Below are 19,867 nucleotides of genomic sequence, written 5' to 3' on the forward strand. Positions count from 1 at the left end.
GTCACTGTGTCCTTATTCGATGATATCGCCACTGAGCAAATACTTGCACAGGGCTGCGGTACTGATAAATCCGAGCATGGCAATCAGCAGGGCTGCTTCAAAGTAGAGGGGCGAACCCAACCACATGCCGAGTAGTATGATCAGCGCAATACAGTTGATATACATGGTATCCAGGGCCAGCAGTCTGTCTGGAAGATCGGGCCCGACAAAGAGTCGCCATAGATTCAGGACCAGGGCAATACAGACAATGGCACTGACCAGGTTGATGGTCATGGCTAGCATTCGAAAATCTCCTTCAGCGGGGCTTCATAGCGCTGCTTGATGGTGTTGATCAGTTCCTGTTCATCTTTCAGGTTCAGCACATGCACATAAAGATAACCGCGACAATTCGACACCTCGGCGCTGACTGTGCCTGGTGTCAGTGATACGGTGCTGGCAAGCAGAGTGATCGGTAGCTCTGCATTCAGGTCCAGTGGCACGCAGACCATGGCTGGATTGATATTTCCCAGGGGGCCCATCACCTGTATTGCGACTTCAATGTTGGCCGTAATGATGTCGCCCAATACCAGGAAACAGTGCCGGATGGTCAGCCAGGGCTTGTGCATGGCGGGCTGGGGTTTGCTCAAACCTGCCGTCAGCAATGGAATCACGATGGCGAGAAAAGCCCCCAGTACCAGGTGGTCATTATCAATTGTGTTATTCAGCAGCAGCCAGGTAACAAACAGCAGTATGCTGTGATAGGGCATCGGCAGCCAGCGATAGGTGGGTTTGGCTTTCATTGTTCGCCTCCCGGTAGATATAGCGGCAGTAAGGCATCGACTGAATAGGTTGTGTCATGCAGTTGTGTCGCAGCGGCCTGTGTCAGTTCGGTTATCGGCCCACCAAACACTACGAGCAGTGGCGATGACAACAGTAGAATAAAGACCGCAATCAACTGAATTCGCTTGGCGCTTTCGCCATCGCGTGCCGTGCCTGTTACCTGCCAGAAAAGCGTCGTGCCGGCACGTGACAAAGCGATCAGAGAGGCAAGGCCGCTGAAGAGTATCAGAGGCCAGATCCAGGCCATCTCAGTGGCTGTCTGTGCGGCTTGCATCATCAGCGCCTTGCCGACAAAACCGGAGAGTGGTGGCATTCCCACCAGAGCCAATGCGGCAACAAAGTAAAGCCCACCCAGAAGGTGTCGCTGAACCATGCTGCGAGCCGGAACAAAACGATCACCGGCTTTGCCTCGCTGCTGGGAGATCAGATCAGCAATCAGGAACATCGCAGCGGATACCAGCGTCGTGTGCAGCAGATAGTAGAGTGCTGCAGCAGTGGCATCGACACGCCCAAGCGCTGCAGCCACCAGCAGGGTACCGACCGAGATGATCACCAGATTGGCGGTCAGCAGTCTCAGATTCGGGCTGGCCAGAACACCGGCAGCGCCGATCAGCAGCGTCAGGAGGGCCAGAGGCCAGAGCCAGAACTGAGCGATATTGGCTAAAACACCTGCTTCATCGCCGAAAATAACCGTATGGACGCGAAAAATACTGTAAATGCCGACTTTTGTCATGATCGCAAACAGTGCTGCAATCGGCGCGCTGGCTGATGAGTAAGTGCGTGGCAGCCAGAAGTGCAGTGGCAGCATTGCTGATTTCAAACCAAATACGATCAGCAGCAACAATCCTGCAACTTTCACAATCGCTTGCTCGGCAGGATCAAGTCCGCGAACCTGTACGGCCATATCGGCAATATTCAGCGTACCGAGAATGCCATACATGATACCCAGCGCAAAAAGGAAAATGCTTGAGCCAACAAGGTTCAGAATCACATAATGAAGACTGGCCTGGGTTTTTTGCTTGCCGCCACCATGAATCAACAGTGCATAGGAGGCGATCAGGAGTATTTCGAAGAATACGAACAGGTTGAACAGGTCGCCGGTCAGGAAAGCACCATTGACGCCCGCAATTTGCAGCAGCATCAGGGTATGGAAGTGCATCCCTTTCTGATCATCTCCGGCACAGCCATAGAGCAACGCTGCCAGACCCAGCAGACTGGTCAGCAGCACCAGCAGAGTAGCCAGCGGGTCTGCCACCAGGACAATGCCGAACGGCGGAACCCAGTTACCCAGAATATAGAGGCGCGTACCTTCGGTATAGCTGCTGTGAAGCAGCAGGGTAGCCGCAATCAGCAACAGTATGCAGATGCTGATGGATGCCACACGCTGGCGGGACAGGGCGTTCTGCAAGGGTGGCAGAATCAGCAGCAGGCCACCAATCATAGGGATCAGAATGGGAAGAATTGCCAGATGCTGCATCAGGATCTCTCCCGCTCATTGCGATTCGGGGATTCCGGGAGTCGACCGTCGACATGATCATTACCCAGATCGGCACGGCCTCTCAGTGCCAGAATCACCACATAAGCGGTCATCGCAAAACCTATGACTATTGCGGTCAGTACCAGTGCCTGAGGCAGAGGATCTGTATAACGCTCACTGCCGCTGATAACAGCTGCTGCATTAATGCTCAGGCGACCGCTGGAAAAGAGGAACAGGTTTACGGCATAGCCGAGCAAGGTGAGCCCGACTACGACTGGAAAAGTACGACCGCGTAATACCATGAACACGCCGCAGGTTGTCAGAATACCCACGCAGAAGGCAAACAGCGCTTCCATCAATCACTCTCCTTAATGGTCGCTCGGTGAGAAGTGGTCAGCTTGCCAAGATTGGCAAGAATCAGCAGTGTGGCTGATACAACCGTGATATAGACACCCAGGTCAAAAGCGATGGCACTGGCCAGTTCGAATTTGCCGACAAAAGGTAACGAGAAGTAGTCGAACCAACTGGTCAGGAAGGGTTTGCCAAATAGCCAGCTGCCCATGCCTGTCAGAGCGGCGATCAGTACACCGACTGCGACTGCCCACTCATAGTTGATGCGCAGGCGAGGCTTGACCCAATCCACCCCGTGAGCAATGTATTGCAGGATAATTGCCACGGCAGTGATCAGGCCGGCAATGAACCCGCCACCCGGCATGCTATGGCCGCGCAGGAAAATATAGACTGACACCAGCAGTGCCAGTGGCAGCAAAGCCTGAGATACTGAGCCGAGAATCATTGGATGGCTGTCTCGTGTCCAGGAGCGTCCCTGTTCATCACCAGACGGCATATACAGGCGCATACGGTTGATAAGCTTGAATATACCCAGTGCGGCAATACCCAGCACCAAGGCTTCACCCAGGGTATCAAATCCGCGGAAGTCCACCAGAATCACGTTGACGACATTGGTGCCACCACCACCGGAAACACTGTTATTGAGGAAGTAGTCCGAAATACTGGATAGCGGACGGGTCAGCATGGCGTAATTGATGGTACCGATAATGCCGCCGATCAGCGCCGCGATACTGAGATCTCGCACTACTCTGCGGGGGCTCGATTCCTTGGGGGTCTTCTGTGGCAGGAAGAACAGCGCCAGCATCAGCAGAATGACGGTTACCACCTCAACTGAAAGCTGAGTAAGTGCCAGGTCAGGTGCCGAGAAATAGGCAAAAGCCACGGACACGACCAGCCCGACGACCGACAGCGTAATCAGTGACAGCATGCGTTTGCGATGCCAGATCACGGTAGAGATCGCCGCCATAACCATGATAGCGGCCATGGTCAGTGTAAATAGATCAACCGGCAATTGTGGGCGTAACCCTTCAACCTCATAAAGATCCAGTAACGGCTTTCCGGCAAAGATCACTACCATCAACAGCAGCAGGAACATGTAGCGCTGCAGTGAACCATTGTCACACAGGTCAACGAAGCGACGACAGCCATCAACCAGTTTAACGATAGTCTGCTCAAACACCAGCTTTGCATCCGGTTCAGGGAACTGGCTCTGGAATTTGAACATTTTACGGCGGTTGTGATAAACGATAATACCGAGCGCCAGTGCCACGAAGCTCATCAACAGCGGCAGATTGAAACCATGCCAGATCGACAGGCTGTACTCTGGAACATCTCCAAGCAGCACGGCGGACGAGGCGGTATGCAGTAGTCCGCCCACGATAAATCCTGGGAAAATCCCTACCAGCAGACATAGTGCCACAAGGATCTCGACCGGAACTTTCATGAAGCGGGGGGGTTCGTGCGGTGTTTTGGGCAGATCTTCGGGCTCGCCATTGAAGAACACATCGTGAATGAAGCGCAGCGAATACGCCACAGAGAAGACCGCAGCCAGCGTCGCCAGAACCGGAATCATCCAGGAAAGTGAACCGAGCGTGTGCTGATGCAGCGTTTCGGTAAAGAACATCTCCTTGGACAGGAATCCGTTCATCAATGGCACGCCAGCCATCGATGCGGCCGCCACCATCGCCAGAGTAGCGGTGTGTGGCATATATTTCCATAGCCCGCATAGGATACGCATATCCCGTGTGCCGGTCTCATGGTCAATGATGCCTGCCGCCATAAACAGCGATGCCTTGAAGATGGCATGGTTGATGATATGAAAGATCGCAGCGACTGCCGACAGTGGTGTACCTAACCCCAGCAGCAGCGTAATCAACCCAAGATGGCTGACGGTGGAATAGGCCAACAGACCTTTGATATCGTGTTTGAACAGAGCGACATAAGCACCGATCAGCAGAGTGGCAAGGCCGGTCAGACTGACGGTGACAAACCAGATGTCGGTACCGGCCAGCGCAGGGTAAAAACGAGCCATCAGGAAAATACCCGCTTTAACCATGGTAGCAGAGTGCAGGTAGGCACTGACGGGGGTCGGTGCGGCCATCGCGTGTGGTAGCCAGAAATGAAAAGGGAACTGAGCAGATTTGGTGAAAGCACCCAGTAACACAAGACCCAGCGCGATCGGGTAGGCTGCGTGTTGTTTGATAAGGTCGCCACTGTTCAGCACTACTTCAAGGTCGTAGCTGCCGACAATCTTCCCGATCAGGATCAGACCACCCAGTAAGGCAAGGCCGCCGGCACCTGTAACGGTGAGTGCCATACGGGCACCCTTGCGTGCATCCGAGTTGTCGGACCAGAAGCTGATCAGCAAGAACGAACTGATACTGGTCAGCTCCCAGAACATCCACAGTTGGATCAGGTTGTTGGACAGTACTATCCCCAGCATGGCTGTCATGAACAGGATGAGGTAGGAGTAGAAGCGGCTCATCGAGTCTTTGGAGGACAGGTAATAACGGGCATAGAGGATGATCAGCAGACCGATGCCGAGAATCAGTAGCGAGAAGAGCAGTGCCAGTCCATCCAGACGGAAGGAGAGGCTCATGCCTAACGCGGGTATCCAGTTGGCGGTTGCTATCAGTGTTTCACCGCGGAACACGCTGGGTGACATCAGCAGAACCAGAATCAAAGCCAGAGCCGGAGCTACGGCTGTCGCCCAGGCACAGCGGGTGCGTCCGAATCGCTCGGTGAAGAGCGGTACCAACACACCCAATGCAGGCAGCAGGGGTATCCAGAACAAACTCATAGGGGTTGTATGCTCCGTTCAAAAAACTGGTTGAACTTGGGTTAAACTCCAGTAGAACTCTGGATGAGATCTAGCAGAAGCTTTCTTTGAACAAAAGGGCCTGGGATCGCCTCCCGGGGCGCTGCGACCTGCTGTTCCAGAAATTAAATGGGGCCGACTTTGGAACAGTCTACGCGATTATTTTATTGTTATGCTGGCAGCTCTAAATCGAGCCATCGAAGTATAGCGGTATTGAATAGAGTCTACAATTATAGCCGATTTTTGCTTAACTCACTGATTGCATTAGGTAAGATGCTTATTGCACACTTGATGGCGAGGACGTTGTGGATGATTATCGTCCGTTTCAGTTGCGCAGAAAGCGCCTGGCAGTGTCAATGACTCCCTCTCGCAAGTGACGCATCACCGGGCTTTCTGTCTGCCAGTAGTGCCAGTAAAGCGGCACGTCCAGATAGTAATCTGGTTGGATATCGCCCAGTAAACCCTCTTTAATCAGCGATTCAGCCTGCAGTTCCGGCATCATGCCGTAGCCCAATCCAGCCTGTGCCATCTGTATGAACCCCTCTGATGATGGGCAGAAGTGCACCCGGGTAGGTGTGCCAATACCGACCTGCTGCAGAAAACGGTGCTGTAACTGGTCATCACTGTTGAAAATCAAGCAGGGCGCATGCTGCAGCCCCTGCAGCAGATCCTCATGTAGTCTGTAACGTGCAATGAAATCCGGGCTGGCCAAGGCCCGATAGCGGAAATTTCCCAGAAAAATTGACTTGCCACCATTCACTGGGCTGCCTTCTGCGCACAGGCAAGCCATCACCTCACCCCGGCGCATCCGGCTCAGACCGACATCCTGATCCTCCACTACCAGATCAAAGGTCACCTCATCGCGCAGATGAGATGCAGCCAGTGCCTGTGCGAGCCAGGTGGCAAGTGAGTCGGCGTTCACAGTGAGGCGGACGACCAGATCCCGGGGTATCGCATCATTGCCCAGCCCAAGTCCGGCCTCAAGCTGTCTTACCTGTTGATAATGATTGTTCAGGCGGATACCGAGATCGGTGGGTCTTGGTGGAGTCGAGCGTTGCAGTACAGGTTGTCCCATCTGATTCTCCAACTGACGAATGCGCTGACTGATTGCCGACTGTGTCAGATGCAGTTTCTGTGCGGCTTTTTCAAACCCGCGCTGTTCGATCACGGCAGCGAGGGCACTCAACAGGCGATAATCAATCATAAATATTGCTAATGTACCAGTAGAATTATTCGTTTGATTAATAATAGAGGGTTGCCTAAGCTCTGTCACTAAGTTGGATGATGAGCAAGAGGGTGTTATGGGATCGCTGCTAACCGGATTTGTTGTCGCACTGGGCCTGATCATTGCGATCGGGGCGCAGAATGCCTGGGTATTGAGTAAGAGTATTCGTGGAGAGCACCCTAAAGTGATCGCGGCGGTGTGTATCACGATAGATACCTCATTGATCATTCTGGGTGTGTATGGCCTGAGTGTCGTGCAGGGATATGTGCCGCTGCTGGTGCCGGTCCTGACCTGGCTGGGGATAGGGTTGTTGTGCTGGCTGGCTATCGGCGCTTTTCGACGGGCCTGGCAGGGCTCAAGCGGGTTACAGGCGGGTGCGGGTGGTCCGGTTTCCAGCGCCGGCAGTATTGCGCTGCAGGCGATGATGATCTCGCTGCTTAATCCGCACGTCTATCTGGATACGGTCATACTGATCGGCAGTGTTGGCGCGCAACAGGCGACTCCAGCGTTGTTTGTGCTGGGTGCGGCGATGGCATCCTGCTTCTGGTTTGTATCGCTGACCAGCATGGCGGGGCGGCTGAGCCGTTTTCTCAGCTCACCGACTCGCTGGCGCTGGTTTGACTCAGTGATCGGGTGCCTGATGTTGCTGGTGGCAGCGTCCCTGCTGCCTGCCTGATCACGATCGATTTCAGAAGGATCGGCTCTGCCTCGTCGTTAAGCTGTCTTGGCTGGCGGTCAGGTATCCGTATCTGGAAATTCAGATACCACAAAACAATCTTCACCCAGATCTTTCAATTCAGCACAGAGATTGGCAGCCTCGCGGCGCTCGGCAAAAGGACCGGTCAACAGACGATATAACCAGCGCCCATTGGCATTTTTCAGCGGTTTAACGAAGCCATTATGGGTATTTTTATCTATTCTGGCATGAATACGCTGCAACTCTCGCTGGGCAGCATTGGCATCTGCCAGTGCACCACTCTGCACGAAATACCCTGTAGGAACACTATCGCTGACCCCTTCGATCGGCGAGGCCGATGAGACTGGTTCAGCAGGTGAGGGTATCGATACAGTTCGAGGTAGAGAGCGAGCTGCCGCAGCCTGACGCATCACTGGCAGCGATTCCCGAAACTGTCGGGCAACCAGGATCTCATTGTCACCGAGTTGCTCCTCCAGCGATTTGAGGGTATCCAGAGCTTCAGGAAGTCCTGCATCGACAGCAAGGCTGGTCCAGGCGTAGGCTCTCACGAGATCCGGCTGACCTCCTTCCTGACCATTGAGGTAGAAAAGTCCCAGCAGATTCTGTGCTCTGGAGTCTCCGCTGCGGGCAGCCGTTTGCCACCAGTAATGTGCAGAGTCCAGTCGTGGTGAATCGGGGAAATCCAGATAGTAGAGAGTCCCCAGCTCGGTCTGGGCGGCGAGGTGGCCCTGTTTGGCTGCCTGGAGCAGATAGGACTCTGCGAGTGCCACTTCCGAGGGCTTGCGAGCCTGCAGTCGCTGCTGCTGCCCCATTCTGTACTGAGATTCGGCATCACGCGGTTGCGCCGATACCGGCAAGCACAGGCAAATGGCCAGCAGAAAAAGTATAAGGGAGAGTCGATTACTGATCTGCGGTTGCATAACTACGCCTATACACCATGAAGTTCCTTGGCTGCCTTATGTAGTGTGGCAATTTTAGTGCTGAATCAGTGCTGACCTTAGCACATTATTACTGTTCAGTAATGGATCCCATCGAGACGCTGGCCCCACCATCAATAATGAGTGTGTCACCATTGATGAAGCTGTTCTCGGCAGAGGCCAGAAACAGCACGGCGCGGGCAACTTCGTGACGATCAGCAACACGTCCCAGGGGAGTGCCGCTTTGCCAGCGAGATCGTGAAGCCGATGTACCCTCCTGCATGCCGGTTGACACCGGGCCGGGAGCTACCGCATTGACCAGAATGCCATGTGGTGCCAGCTCAACCGCCAGTGCTCTGGTCAGGGAGAGGATTGCGCCTTTGCACATCGCATAAGCAGCGCGCTGATCGGTTGTTCTCAGGCCATGCACGGATGTCAGGTTAACGATACGGCCTCCACCGGAGGCTATCATCAGCTCAGCAGCTGCCTGTAGTGCGATAAAGCTGCCTGTGATATTGATGTTGACCATCTCAAACAAGCTTTTCTCGCAGAGCTCCACAAACGCACCGCGTCGAATGATTCCTGCAGCATTAATACAGCAATCCAGTCCGCCACTTGTCTTTGACACGGCTTGAAATGCCGATTTAATACTCTCGGGATTACTCAGGTCACAGGATATGAATACCGCCTGATGATTGACGCCACTTTGATCAATCTCCGTCATCAGTCGGTCACGATTGCTTTCCAGATCGAGGAGATAAACCTTATCTCCCGCCTTGATCAATTCAGCCGAGACGGCGCTGCCGATACCACCACCGGCTCCGATGACAACGGCAACTCTACTTGGCATTTGCGTAACTCCCCTATATATTCAGGTTTCTTAATTGATTATGACAGGTTACTGTCACACATATCATTGCTCTATCAAAACATTGCTCTATCAGAACATTGCTCTATCAGAATCATGCATTATCCAAGTAGTGTTTCATAAAAATAATGAATGAACAGATTTTCCTTCTTTGGAAAATACAGGAGTTACACATGTCCGGATTCAGACTTTTCCCTTCAGCACGTCATCTGCTCACTGCAGCGGTTATCGCCATCAGTGCGACAGCCGTTACAGCCCATGCCGAAACCCGTGTCACCTATAAATCCGCTTCTGCCGGCACAGCCTATTATCAGATGGGTGTTGAGCTCTCTGAAGCGATTCGTATCGGCACCGGTGGCGATGTCATCCTGACACTGGAAGAGAGCCAGGGCTCAGTTCAGAACGTGATGGAAGTGATGGCGCGTCAGGGGAACTACGTGTTTACCACTCCACCAGGGTTGATCAACAGTGCTGTAGAAGGAACGGGCCCATTTGCCGAACGCCAGAGTGAGCGCTTTAAAGATATCCGCGGACTCTTCCCCATTCCTGCCATCACCATGCACTTTGTGGTCGCTGATGGCGATGGGGTGATGAGTCTCGCCGAGCTGGAAGGCAAGCATATTCTGATCGGACGTGGAACCTTCGGAGCTCGTGAAGCGGAGCGTTATCTGGAGCTCTTCGATCTGACAGATAAAGTACGAGTTGCCGATGCGCAGATAGGCAGTGGCCCGGATGCACTGAAAAATGGCCAGATAGATGCCTTTGTCACAGCCAGCTCCTATCCCACACCAAACGTCATTGAAACCGCTGCCAGCAAAAAGATCAGTCTGGTCAGCCTGACCGACGAGCAGATAGCTCAGACCGGTGCGGCACGCCAGACCATCCCCGCAGGCACCTATACCGGTGTTGATCAGGATGTTCAGACCACTTCATTGCCGGTTATTGCCTATACCACGACCGCTATGGATGATGATACCGCTTACACGCTGACTAAAACCTTCTGGGAGCGTCGTGATGCGATGGCTGCAGAAACGCCCTGGTGGGGAAGTATCACGCCAGATATGGTCGCCAACATTGCCGGTGGTATTCACCCAGGTGCGTTGCGTTACTATGATGAAGCAGGAATCGCAGTGCCGGATAGCCTGCGCTGATCCACTGAATCTGCCACGGCCGAATCTGGCTGTGGCAGGCTTTTGCCTGACCGGGAACGCAGGATATGTCGACTTCATCCGCAACAGATCTTTCTATCTCAACACCCCCAAAAACTGAACTGAATATACACCCTGCCTGGGTTGTGCTCGGGGCAGCGACGATGATTTTTCATCTGGGGTTGATCTTTTATGGCCTGACGCCTGCGTTGATCAGCCGCCCGATACATCTGGCGCTGGCGCTGCCCTGGATATTGATCTTTGCTGCCCGCACCCGCTTGCAGCTTTACAGTGGTTGGGTACTGACGCTGCTTGGTATAGCGGCTTGTGCCTATATCGTGTTCAATGAACGAGCCTTGTCCAATCAGTATGGTTTTATCGATACTCCCTTGCAGATGGTCATCGGTGTTTTTCTGATTGTTCTGGTGCTGGAAGCTGCACGACGTGCCATAGGTTGGCCGCTGCCGATGGTCGCGGTTGTAGCGCTGATGTATGCCATCTTCGGTGCGCATATCCCCGGCCAGTTCGGTCATCAGGGACTGCCGATGCAGAGTTTCGTCGGCACCCTGACCATTGCCGAAGGTGGGTTGTGGGGATCTCTGACTGGTGTCAGTGTTGGCGTGGTCGCCATCTTTGTGATTTTTGGTGCCGTATTGAATGCCGGTGAGGCCGGGCGAGGCTTCATGAATATGGCCAACGTGGTTGCCGGGCGTCTCAGTGGCGGTGCTGCCAAGGTATCGGTGATCTCTTCTGCGCTGATGGGGTCGATCTCCGGTTCCGCGTCTGCCAATGTGGCGTCCACCGGGGCCATCACTATCCCCAGCATGGTCAGGCTGGGCTATCCACGTTCGCTGGCGGGTGCTGTCGAAGCAGTGGCCTCATCGGGTGGGCAGATCATGCCTCCGCTGATGGGAGCGGGTGCATTTGTCATGGTTGAGCTGACCGGCACCCCCTATACCCAGATCATGGCAGCGGCATTGCTGCCGGCGATACTCTACTTCGTGACTGTCTGGGTCGGGATCAATGCTTATGCCACGCGCCATGAACTGCGTCCTCTGGCTGAGGATGATCGGCCAAGCAGCAAGGAGGTGTGGATCACCTCGCTGTTCTTTGCCGTGCCTTTTGCTCTGCTGTTGGAGCGTATTTTCCTTGGCGGCTATACACCGCAATATGCAGCCAGTGTCGCGATCTTTGCCGGTATGCTGTTGCTCTTTTTGGATGTGAAGCTCAAGTTTTCGATCAGAGGATTCGGCAGGAAAATGGCCGAAGCAGCGGTGACCTCGGGTCGGCAGGTGGCGATCATCGGTGCCATTATCATCTGTGCGTCGCTGGTGATCGGCGTGCTCTCGCTGACCGGGCTGGGTGTCAAGATCACATCGGGCATCCTGTCACTCTCGAACCAGATGCTCTGGCCAGCGCTGCTACTGACGGCACTGGCCTGTCTGGTGCTGGGGATGGAAGTGCCCACGACAGCGGCCTATGTGATCTGCGTATCGGTTGCGGGTCCAGCCTTGACGGCGCTGGGGCTTGAGCCGCTGTTGGCGCACCTGTTTGTGTTCTGGTTTGCGCTGCTGTCGACGATCACTCCGCCGGTTTGTGGGTGTGTTTTCATTGCGGCAGGGATGGTGGATGAAAACTGGCTCAAGGTTGCGATCAAAGCGATGGCGCTGGGGATCGGTCTCTATATCATCCCGCTGGCGATGGTCGCCAATCCGGATGTGATCCGGCTGGCCTTTGATCCGGGTGCTGCCATCTATGACGGGGTCAAGATCGCTATCGGTCTGACAGCTGTTTCATTCGGAGTTATAGCGCGTCGTGCAGCCTGGTTGCGATTACTGCTGGTTGTGGTCGGTGCTGTTGTGATCTTTGCCTTTTAATGGCTGTTGTCCAAACAAAACCCATACATCCAATGCAGCACCCAGTGGTTTGACTAGCCTCAACTGATCCGGGTGCTGCTGCAGGACCTCTTCGGCACAGATGCCCGCTTCGATCTTTCCGCTCAGCAGTTGCTCAGCCACGGTGACGATGGAGGGCAGCTCAATCAGGGTAGAGAACTCATTCAGATCTGTGTAATAGCGTGTGGCAGGCTGCAGCCCGAGACGTTTCGGGTTTGGGGTGTCAGCGCGTGCCAGCAGGGCCAGAGGTTTGCTCTCATCAATAAAGCAGTCTATCGGAAAGGCGCGATGCATGAAGCGTCCGACGCATTCACCGTGAGAAGGGTGGGCAGTGCACTGCAGCAGGTAATCGATGCGACCGCTGATCAGATCCTGAAACGCGTCTTCAAAGTGGCTCATAAGCAGTATCTCGGCGTTTATCAACTGCTTGCGTTGAATATAGCGTGTCAGTACCAGTTCGTGATTACTGCCGGCAGGGCCGAGAGTTGCGATGCGCATGGGTGGCTCCAAAGAGGCTGATCCAATCATCCGCTGGCAGGGTAACATCGATCAGATTTGTAATATTCATAGAGACTCTCGGTGTCGGGTGATCAACTCGATCATTACACTGCTGTGAGCTCATTTCAAGGCTGGGGTTGTGTGGTGAGCCGAGAGGGTGTAAATAATTCTGTGTAACCGCCGGGGTTATACGTAGTCGCTAATGCGATCCTCGAACTCGATCATAAACCGGTTCAGTGCGGCCTTCCAGTTTCTGATTGGCATCGTCCACTTTTTCGACGCATCCATGATCGCGAGATAGACCACTTTTCGCGCGGAGTCGTCTGTCGGGAATAGCTTCCGCTTCTTGATTGCCTTGCGGATAACACTGTTCAGGGACTCGATGGCGTTGGTCGTGTAGATAGCCTTCCGGATGTCCTGCGGGTAGCGGAACAGCGTGTTCAGATTGGGCCAGTGGTTGCGCCAGGAGCGGCTGATATGAGGGTATTTTTCGTCCCAGCGCTCCGCGAACTCGTCCAACGCCTGCAGCGCCTCTTCTTCCGTGGCCGACTGGTAAATGCGCTTCAGGTCGGCGGTCACTGCCTTGTAGTCTTTCCAGGGCACGTACTTCATTGAATTGCGAACCATGTGAACAATGCAGAGCTGAACCTGGGCCTGCGGGTACGCCGCATTGATGGCGTCAGGGAAGCCCTTGAGTCCATCCACGCAGGCGATGAGAATGTCCTTCACGCCGCGATTCTGGAGCTCTGTGAGGACGCCGAGCCAGAACTTGGCACCCTCGTTCTCCGAGAGCCACATGCCCAGCAGCTCCTTGTGGCCTTCGAGATTCACGCCCAGGGCCAAGTAGATGGCTTTGTTGATTACCTGCTTGTCTTGTCGGATTTTGACAACGATGCAGTCCAGGTAGACGATAGGATATACGGGGTCCAGTGGCCGCGACTGCCATTCGACTACGCGCTCAATGACGGCCTCGGTTACCTTGGAAATCAGGGTGGGTGAGATGTCGGCATCGTACATCTCCTTGAACGTGGCGACGATCTCCCGGGTGGTCATACCCTTCGCGTAAAGGCTGAGGATCTTGTCGTCCATCGAGGTGAAGCGGGTCTGGCCCTTCTTCACTAGCTGCGGCTCGAAGCTACCATCGCGATCACGAGGCGTGTTCAGCTCAAACTGGCCGTCTTCGGTCTTCAGGGTCTTGCTGGTGTGACCGTTGCGGCTGTTCGTATTGTCAGAGGGCTGATGGCGCTCGTAGCCCAGATGCTCATTGAGTTCGGCATTCAGCGCCGCCTCAACGGTGATCTTGGTCAGCATCTGGCTGAACTCGTTCAGATCCTTCTCAGTTTTGAGGCCCTTCGCAGCCTCGCGTGCGAAGGCTTCCAGCTCTTTCCTGTTCATCTTGTCTATCCTTACCCTGTCAGGGTTCTATGATAGACGGTTTACACAGTTTTATTTACAGGCTCTGAGCCGATCGTTCTGCTGCCATCCAGTCTTCTATTGCTCCTGCTCCGAGGGCTGTTCTCGATCCGACATAAAGTCAGCAGTAATATCTGGTCCTTCAAACCAACTGTACCAGGATGCTCCTACTGGTGTGATGATTCTTGCTTGCCCGACAGCGATGACTTCGACGCGTTTGATGTGTTCGGGGAATGCAATGGCTTTGGGTAAACGTACAGCCTGAGTGCGGTAGCTGCATTTAGCTCGCGCTATGCTTGACAACAGCAGTCCCAATCCTTAACCTTCTTGTTAACACGACCCCGGCCTCTTGGTTGCTTGCAACTTACGCTGGGGTTTTTATTTTCTGGTTACCACCAGTCCTTCCAGTCTTCAGTAATTCCCATTCCACGCAAGTCCAGCTTTCTCGATGAATTCTGCTCCGGAAACTGTTCCAGGTGTTCAGCTAGTCGGTTGTGCCATTGGGTATTCGGGCATATCGACTTCACCAGCATGCGTGTAATGACCAGCAGCAGAAACGGCTTGTAGCGGGTGTCTTCATTGTTGATGAACGAATCGCACCAGGATATCTCTCCTTGTTTTGGTAGCATTGGTTTTGAAGTAATATTCCGGTTCCAGAGGCGACTATGGTGGGCTACCAAGTTGCGAAGGTAACTTAGGCTGAACAGCCAGCTTTTGAACACCTTCCAGTCGTTCACCCCGTAACGATTGGCAATAGCCAACTGGTCATTCACATTTAGCATGCTAAACATCTGTGAAATGGCGCCAAAATCCAATGTCTCCACCGCTACCCAAATTGGCAGCTCGTTGCCGTGATTGGCGTGATAATGCCGGACGAAATCTTCCTTGGAACGACTTACTAACCCCCGGTATTTATTCAGCCAAGCATCGAAACAGGATTGCTGACTGCCCTTGTAGAAGGGTCGACCAGCAAAGCTTGGGTGAAAGTGAGCCTTTGTGTTCTCTATGTGGGCAAAGGGGCTGCGTTTACCCAGTAAGTGCGACAGGTCAACCCGCAGGGAAATTTCGATACGCTCAAGTGCATCGGCCAAGAACAAGCGCAGTTTCTTGTCGAACAAGTAAAGATGCACCGCATCGACGAACTGGGTATTAGGGTGGAACGCATCCATAGCCCTTGTCGTGAGCTTTCCGGTTTTGCTGTCTTCCACTTCCTCGAACTTACGAAACGGATACCAGTAAGCGCTGAGGCGGTAGTAGCCCACGCGCTGCAAGTAGTCCAGCGCGGCGGCTGCGTCTGTGACCACCATATCCCGAGATTTGAGCAGCTCCAATTGCTCGGGGAAGGACTTCCATGGTCTGCTGTAAACCATTATACAGGGTTCCTTTTACTTCGGCCGACTTGCAACGATTGGTCATTCGGTTCCAACCCCTGCTGGTGCAGCTTTTAGTTTGATGCCTTAATGTATACTTGTCCCCACACCGTCACGCCGGAAATCAAACATGTTCATCTTGAATGTGTTTGATTGATGATATGTTTGTTATGGGAGAGTAATGGTGGAGGTCTGAAATAAGAAAGCCTGCTGAAAAGCAGGCTTTCTTATTGAGAATTTTGGTGGGCCCAGCTGGACTCGAACCAGCGACCAACGGATTATGAGTCCGTTGCTCTAACCAACTGAGCTATAGGCCCGAAAAGCGAGCGCCAATGATACAGATCTGTAGTCATTGGCGCAATAGTCTGAAACTACTCGAATTTATTCATCCAGGAAGCTGCGCAGATGATCTGAGCGGCTTGGGTGACGCAGTTTACGCAGAGCCTTGGCTTCGATCTGACGAATACGCTCACGCGTCACGTCAAACTGCTTGCCGACCTCTTCCAGAGTGTGGTCGGTATTCATATCGATACCGAAGCGCATGCGCAGTACCTTGGCTTCACGTGCCGTCAGACCAGACAAAACACTGCGAGTGGCTTCACGCAGGCCTTCACCGGTAGCGGTGTCGACCGGAGAGGTCATCACTACGTCTTCGATAAAGTCGCCCAGGCTTGAATCTTCGTCGTCACCGATCGGTGTTTCCATGGAGATCGGTTCTTTTGCGATCTTCAGTACCTTGCGGATCTTGTCTTCAGGCATGTCCATACGCTCAGCCAGCTCTTCAGGGGTGGGTTCGCGACCCATCTCCTGCAACATCTGACGTGAAATACGGTTCAGCTTGTTGATCGTCTCGATCATGTGTACCGGAATACGGATGGTACGGGCCTGGTCAGCGATAGAACGCGTGATCGCCTGACGTATCCACCAGGTGGCATAGGTCGAGAACTTGTAACCGCGACGATATTCAAACTTGTCCACGGCTTTCATCAGACCGATATTGCCTTCCTGAATCAGATCGAGGAACTGCAGGCCGCGGTTGGTGTATTTTTTGGCGATAGAGATAACAAGACGCAGGTTAGCCTCGACCATCTCTTTCTTGGCGCGACGAGCACGCGCTTCGCCGATCGACATGCGGCGGTTGACTTCTTTGATGTCCTGCAGCTTGATGCCGACATCATTTTCGATCTGAATCAGTTTACGCTGTGCGCGTTTCAGGTCCATCAGATTAGCGGCAACGCTCTTGGCATAAGACGCATTACCGGCGGCGACAGATTCAAACCACTCAGGGTTGGTTTCATTGCCGGGAAAGCCTTTGATGAAGTCCTTACGTGGCATGCCTGAACGCTGTGTGCAGATGCGCATGATGTTGCGCTCCTGAGCACGGATGCGGTCGATATAGTCGCGTACGCGAGTGACCAGTACTTCATAGAAGCGTGGTGACAGCTTGATTGGCGCAAAAGAGACGGCCAGGGTTTCGATCGCTGCTTTTAACTGCGGGCTGCCTTCGCCATATGTTTCGCGGGCTGCCAGGAATTCGTCCAGAGACTGCTGCAGCAGTCCGAAACGCTGCTTGGCTTCTTCGGGATCCGGGCCGCGGTCACGCTCGTCATCGGCGTCATCAGTGCTGTCGCCATCTTCTTCGTCATCATCATCGCTGTCGGCGTCGTCATCTTCATCGTCGATCTCTATGACATCGACCTCTTCGACAGGGACGTAGGAGTCCGGGTCGATATAGCCGCTGAAGATATCGCTCAGGCGGCCCTCTTCCAACAGCGTGGAGTTGTATGCATCCAGTACCACATCAACACTGCCGGGGAAGGTAGACAGTGCCATCATCACTTCACGGATGCCTTCTTCGATCCGTTTGGCAATTTCGATCTCGCCTTCGCGGGTCAGCAGCTCGACTGTGCCCATTTCACGCATATACATGCGGACGGGATCGGTGGTGCGTCCGGCGTCGGACTCAACGGCAGCCAATGCAGCAACGGCTTCATCATCCGCTTCATCGACATTGTCGCCCTCGGTCATCAGGAGGGTTTCGGCATCCGGTGCTTCCTCGGAAACACTGATACCCATGTCGTTGATCATGCGAATGATATCTTCGACCTGATCCGGATCGGCAATATCTTCGGGCAGGTGGTCATTGACCTCGGCGTAAGTGAGGTAACCCTGCTCTTTGCCTCGGGCAATAAGTTCCTTCAGGCGAGACTGCTGTTGGGAAGTATCTGACATAGAGCCCCTGCGGTGAATGCTGTGAGATGACTGGAAAGCAGAAAAATGAAGCGCAACATTATAGCGTCTGTAAGCCGAACTGAACAGATGGGAATAGGTACGAAGCACTCATAAATTGCATTAAACCTGATAATTTTTGTTGGATGGTAGCCGTTTGAGTCGCTGCTAACTCAGTGAAGTCAAGGGCTTGCCTATCGGCTACTTAAAGATAGTCCAACATATTGGGTTTGCCAAATCAGGTTAAAAAATATTTCAGTGTTCGGTCTATTTCTGGTGCCTGGCCATCAGCAGATGTTGCAATTGCTGCTTCTCGTCCTGAGTTAATGGGGACTGGCGTGACTTTTTCAAGAGCAGATCGAGTTTACCTTCATCCGCGCGTTGCAACAGGCGTTGAAAAGCATCGTTGAGCAACTGCGCAGGGTTGATATCCCCAACCACCGGATCCAGGTGGGAGATCTCGTTCAGCGTCACCAGTGATGAACTGAGCTCGGCGGACTGCTGCCAGTCTACCAGCAGGGTGCCCAGTGAAAGATTGGGTGCCGAATTGAAGTAACGGATCAGTGCTGCCAGCAGGGCTGCATTGGGCTCGTCGAGCTTTTCCAGCATGTTCGGGTCGGCTGCCTGGATGGCCAGTTGCGGGTAGTGCAGCAGGATGGAGATTGCACTGTTGACGAGGCTGCGCCGATTGCCGTCACTGTTGGTGGTTGGCTTTATCTGCTGGTATCGAACCGGTGGTGCCGGAGGCGGTGAAGAGGGCTCCGAAGGTTGCGGTGGTGATGTGTTCTGTGTGCTCTGGTGCAGGTTAATGACACTATTGAGCTGGTCATGCGACAGGCCGGTGATCTCGCAGATGCGTTCTATCATCATCTCGCGCAGCAGGCTGGGCTGCATTGACTGGATCTTCGGCAGGGCGTGAGTGGCAAAGCGTGCGCGCCCATCCATGCTGCTCAGATCCGCATCTTCAGCATACAGGCGGAAGAAAAACTCGCTCAAGGGCAGGGCTTCATTCACGCGTGCCTCGAAGCCTGCCTGGCCCTCCTGTCTGATTAATGTATCCGGATCTTCACCTTCCGGTAGAAACAGGAAGCGAACCTCCATGCCATCCTTGATGATTGGCAGTGCGACTTCCAGTGCGCGTGCTGCAGCTGTGCGCCCAGCTTGATCACCGTCGAAGCAGAAAACCAGCTCCGGTACGAGTTTGAACAGGCGCGACAGATGCTGGCCGGAGGTCGCGGTGCCCAGTGTGGCGACAGACCAGGTGATGCCGTGCTGCGCAAGTCCCACAACGTCCATGTAGCCCTCCACTATCAGCAGACGGGTCAGGCTGCGGGTATGCTGGCGCGCCTCGTAAAGACCATAGAGCTCGCGGCCTTTGTGGAAGGTGTCGGTTTCGGGTGAGTTGAGGTATTTGGGTTTTTCATCCGTGAGCACGCGCCCACCGAATGCGATGACGCGGCCACGCATATCCCGGATAGGGAACATGATGCGATCACGAAAGCGGTCGTAGTAGCGCTCGCGCTCTTCGTTGTGGATCACCAGTCCGACCTGTTCCAGCTTCTGTGCGGCTTCGCTCAGGTCGCTGGAATCCTTTACCAGGTTATCCCAGCCAGGAGGTGCAAAGCCTATCTGAAAGCGGCTGGCAATCTGGCCTGACAGTCCGCGCCCTTTTAAATACGCGACGGCGCGCTGTCGGTCACTGTGAGTGCGAAGTTGCTGCTGGAAAAAAAGGTTGGCACGCTCCAGTAGCTGATACTGTTGCTTCAGGCGCTCTTCTTGCTGATTATCGCTGTTGTGGCTCTCTTCGCGCGGGACTTCAACACCGGCGAGCTTGGCCAGCTCTTCGATCGCTTCGGGAAATGAAAGGCGCTCATACTCCATGATAAAACCGATGGCGTTACCGCCGGCACCGCAGCCGAAGCAGTAGTAAAGCTGTTTGTCTGGTGCAACGGTGAAGGAGGGTGACTTCTCTTGATGAAATGGACACAGACCTGCGTAGTTTTTGCCGCTACGCTTGATTTTGACACGACTCTCCACCACATCAAGAATATTGACGCGTGCGAGTAGGTCGTCGATGAAGTGCTGTGGTATGCGTCCGGCCATGATGTCTCCGCTGTATCGTTGCAGCGAGAGCAGGGTAAG

General features: G+C 53.9%; 17 protein-coding genes and 1 tRNA gene. 3 read left to right on the top strand and 15 right to left on the bottom strand.

The window, feature by feature from the left end; all coding sequences use genetic code 11:
- Positions 1 to 12: 12 nt before the first annotated feature.
- The 6 genes from ACK3CJ_RS04860 to ACK3CJ_RS04885 all read right to left on the bottom strand — a co-directional run bounded on the left by ACK3CJ_RS04860 (position 13) and on the right by ACK3CJ_RS04885 (position 6,669).
- The gene (locus tag ACK3CJ_RS04860; RefSeq protein ID WP_409525302.1) at positions 13 to 282 is read right to left on the bottom strand and encodes a K+/H+ antiporter subunit F; all 270 of its coding nucleotides are present in this window, start codon (positions 280 to 282) and stop codon (positions 13 to 15) included.
- On the bottom strand, positions 276 to 779 hold the full coding sequence (locus tag ACK3CJ_RS04865) for a Na+/H+ antiporter subunit E (RefSeq protein ID WP_409525303.1): 504 nt from the start codon (positions 777 to 779) through the stop codon (positions 276 to 278). Before ACK3CJ_RS04865 ends, ACK3CJ_RS04860 begins: the two co-directional genes overlap by 7 nt.
- Positions 776 to 2,296 (bottom strand): monovalent cation/H+ antiporter subunit D, encoded by a 1,521-nt coding sequence (locus ACK3CJ_RS04870; RefSeq protein WP_409525304.1) that lies wholly within the window; start codon positions 2,294 to 2,296, stop codon positions 776 to 778. The genes ACK3CJ_RS04865 and ACK3CJ_RS04870 overlap by 4 nt, the downstream gene beginning before the upstream one ends.
- Complete coding sequence (locus tag ACK3CJ_RS04875) at positions 2,296 to 2,652, bottom strand: Na+/H+ antiporter subunit C (RefSeq protein ID WP_409525305.1); 357 nt, start codon at positions 2,650 to 2,652, stop codon at positions 2,296 to 2,298. The genes ACK3CJ_RS04870 and ACK3CJ_RS04875 overlap by 1 nt, the downstream gene beginning before the upstream one ends.
- A complete protein-coding gene (locus ACK3CJ_RS04880) occupies positions 2,652 to 5,447 on the bottom strand; it encodes a monovalent cation/H+ antiporter subunit A (RefSeq protein WP_409525306.1) in 2,796 nt (931 codons plus the stop codon). Before ACK3CJ_RS04880 ends, ACK3CJ_RS04875 begins: the two co-directional genes overlap by 1 nt.
- 343 nt (positions 5,448 to 5,790) lie before the next feature.
- Entirely contained in the window at positions 5,791 to 6,669 is an 879-nt protein-coding gene (locus tag ACK3CJ_RS04885; RefSeq protein WP_409525307.1) for a LysR family transcriptional regulator ArgP, read from the bottom strand.
- A 97-nt stretch (positions 6,670 to 6,766) separates the two neighbouring features.
- Here ACK3CJ_RS04885 and ACK3CJ_RS04890 point away from each other — a divergent pair, with 97 nt between their 5' ends.
- Positions 6,767 to 7,366: a LysE/ArgO family amino acid transporter gene (locus ACK3CJ_RS04890; RefSeq protein ID WP_409525308.1), complete on the top strand. Its 600-nt coding sequence runs from the start codon at positions 6,767 to 6,769 to the stop codon at positions 7,364 to 7,366.
- Positions 7,367 to 7,425: 59 nt separating this feature from the next.
- Here the strand turns inward: ACK3CJ_RS04890 and ACK3CJ_RS04895 are convergent, their stop codons facing one another.
- Together ACK3CJ_RS04895 and ACK3CJ_RS04900 are read right to left on the bottom strand one after the other, a co-directional pair.
- Positions 7,426 to 8,307 (bottom strand): SPOR domain-containing protein, encoded by an 882-nt coding sequence (locus ACK3CJ_RS04895; protein WP_409525309.1) that lies wholly within the window; start codon positions 8,305 to 8,307, stop codon positions 7,426 to 7,428.
- Positions 8,308 to 8,395: 88 nt separating this feature from the next.
- Positions 8,396 to 9,154: an SDR family NAD(P)-dependent oxidoreductase gene (locus ACK3CJ_RS04900; RefSeq protein ID WP_409525310.1), complete on the bottom strand. Its 759-nt coding sequence runs from the start codon at positions 9,152 to 9,154 to the stop codon at positions 8,396 to 8,398.
- A 191-nt stretch (positions 9,155 to 9,345) separates the two neighbouring features.
- Between ACK3CJ_RS04900 and ACK3CJ_RS04905 the strand changes: the two genes are divergently transcribed.
- On the top strand, positions 9,346 to 10,323 hold the full coding sequence (locus ACK3CJ_RS04905; protein ID WP_409525312.1) for a TAXI family TRAP transporter solute-binding subunit: 978 nt from the start codon (positions 9,346 to 9,348) through the stop codon (positions 10,321 to 10,323).
- Positions 10,324 to 10,388: 65 nt separating this feature from the next.
- Entirely contained in the window at positions 10,389 to 12,197 is a 1,809-nt protein-coding gene (locus tag ACK3CJ_RS04910) for a TRAP transporter permease (protein ID WP_409525313.1), read from the top strand.
- Here the strand turns inward: ACK3CJ_RS04910 and ACK3CJ_RS04915 are convergent.
- From ACK3CJ_RS04915 to dnaG, 7 genes are all read right to left on the bottom strand, one after another.
- Positions 12,153 to 12,713 (bottom strand): hypothetical protein, encoded by a 561-nt coding sequence (locus ACK3CJ_RS04915; RefSeq protein ID WP_409525314.1) that lies wholly within the window; start codon positions 12,711 to 12,713, stop codon positions 12,153 to 12,155. The genes ACK3CJ_RS04910 and ACK3CJ_RS04915 overlap by 45 nt on opposite strands.
- Before the next feature lie 186 nt (positions 12,714 to 12,899).
- Entirely contained in the window at positions 12,900 to 14,108 is a 1,209-nt protein-coding gene (locus tag ACK3CJ_RS04920) for an IS256 family transposase (RefSeq protein ID WP_409522710.1), read from the bottom strand.
- Positions 14,109 to 14,204: 96 nt separating this feature from the next.
- Entirely contained in the window at positions 14,205 to 14,420 is a 216-nt protein-coding gene (vapB, locus tag ACK3CJ_RS04925) for a type II toxin-antitoxin system VapB family antitoxin (RefSeq protein WP_409526547.1), read from the bottom strand.
- A 95-nt stretch (positions 14,421 to 14,515) separates the two neighbouring features.
- The gene (locus ACK3CJ_RS04930; RefSeq protein ID WP_409525315.1) at positions 14,516 to 15,496 is read right to left on the bottom strand and encodes an Abi family protein; all 981 of its coding nucleotides are present in this window, start codon (positions 15,494 to 15,496) and stop codon (positions 14,516 to 14,518) included.
- Between the two features lie 240 nt (positions 15,497 to 15,736).
- Positions 15,737 to 15,813, bottom strand: a tRNA-Ile gene (locus tag ACK3CJ_RS04935).
- Between the two features lie 64 nt (positions 15,814 to 15,877).
- On the bottom strand, positions 15,878 to 17,728 hold the full coding sequence (gene rpoD / locus ACK3CJ_RS04940) for an RNA polymerase sigma factor RpoD (protein WP_409525316.1): 1,851 nt from the start codon (positions 17,726 to 17,728) through the stop codon (positions 15,878 to 15,880).
- Between the two features lie 264 nt (positions 17,729 to 17,992).
- A complete protein-coding gene (gene dnaG, locus ACK3CJ_RS04945; RefSeq protein WP_409525317.1) occupies positions 17,993 to 19,828 on the bottom strand; it encodes a DNA primase in 1,836 nt (611 codons plus the stop codon).
- Positions 19,829 to 19,867: the final 39 nt, after the last annotated feature.

Origin of the sequence: Nitrincola salilacus (genome assembly GCF_046271865.1) — a bacterium.
GTDB lineage: Bacteria > Pseudomonadota > Gammaproteobacteria > Pseudomonadales > Balneatricaceae > Nitrincola > Nitrincola salilacus.

What these genes read in the sequence shown, in the direction of transcription:
- ACK3CJ_RS04920 (WP_409522710.1), bottom strand. Translation starts at nt 14,108, where the DNA reads ATGAACAGGAAAGAGCTGGAAGCCTTCGCACGCGAGGCTGCGAAGGGC.
- ACK3CJ_RS04915 (WP_409525314.1), bottom strand. Translation starts at nt 12,713, where the DNA reads ATGCGCATCGCAACTCTCGGCCCTGCCGGCAGTAATCACGAACTGGTA.
- ACK3CJ_RS04895 (WP_409525309.1), bottom strand. Translation starts at nt 8,307, where the DNA reads ATGCAACCGCAGATCAGTAATCGACTCTCCCTTATACTTTTTCTGCTG.
- ACK3CJ_RS04870 (WP_409525304.1), bottom strand. Translation starts at nt 2,296, where the DNA reads ATGCAGCATCTGGCAATTCTTCCCATTCTGATCCCTATGATTGGTGGC.
- ACK3CJ_RS04880 (WP_409525306.1), bottom strand. Translation starts at nt 5,447, where the DNA reads ATGAGTTTGTTCTGGATACCCCTGCTGCCTGCATTGGGTGTGTTGGTA.
- ACK3CJ_RS04860 (WP_409525302.1), bottom strand. Translation starts at nt 282, where the DNA reads ATGCTAGCCATGACCATCAACCTGGTCAGTGCCATTGTCTGTATTGCC.
- ACK3CJ_RS04910 (WP_409525313.1), top strand. Translation starts at nt 10,389, where the DNA reads ATGTCGACTTCATCCGCAACAGATCTTTCTATCTCAACACCCCCAAAA.
- dnaG (WP_409525317.1), bottom strand. Translation starts at nt 19,828, where the DNA reads ATGGCCGGACGCATACCACAGCACTTCATCGACGACCTACTCGCACGC.
- ACK3CJ_RS04930 (WP_409525315.1), bottom strand. Translation starts at nt 15,496, where the DNA reads ATGGTTTACAGCAGACCATGGAAGTCCTTCCCCGAGCAATTGGAGCTG.
- ACK3CJ_RS04865 (WP_409525303.1), bottom strand. Translation starts at nt 779, where the DNA reads ATGAAAGCCAAACCCACCTATCGCTGGCTGCCGATGCCCTATCACAGC.
- ACK3CJ_RS04875 (WP_409525305.1), bottom strand. Translation starts at nt 2,652, where the DNA reads ATGGAAGCGCTGTTTGCCTTCTGCGTGGGTATTCTGACAACCTGCGGC.
- ACK3CJ_RS04900 (WP_409525310.1), bottom strand. Translation starts at nt 9,154, where the DNA reads ATGCCAAGTAGAGTTGCCGTTGTCATCGGAGCCGGTGGTGGTATCGGC.
- ACK3CJ_RS04890 (WP_409525308.1), top strand. Translation starts at nt 6,767, where the DNA reads ATGGGATCGCTGCTAACCGGATTTGTTGTCGCACTGGGCCTGATCATT.
- rpoD (WP_409525316.1), bottom strand. Translation starts at nt 17,728, where the DNA reads ATGTCAGATACTTCCCAACAGCAGTCTCGCCTGAAGGAACTTATTGCC.
- ACK3CJ_RS04905 (WP_409525312.1), top strand. Translation starts at nt 9,346, where the DNA reads ATGTCCGGATTCAGACTTTTCCCTTCAGCACGTCATCTGCTCACTGCA.
- ACK3CJ_RS04885 (WP_409525307.1), bottom strand. Translation starts at nt 6,669, where the DNA reads ATGATTGATTATCGCCTGTTGAGTGCCCTCGCTGCCGTGATCGAACAG.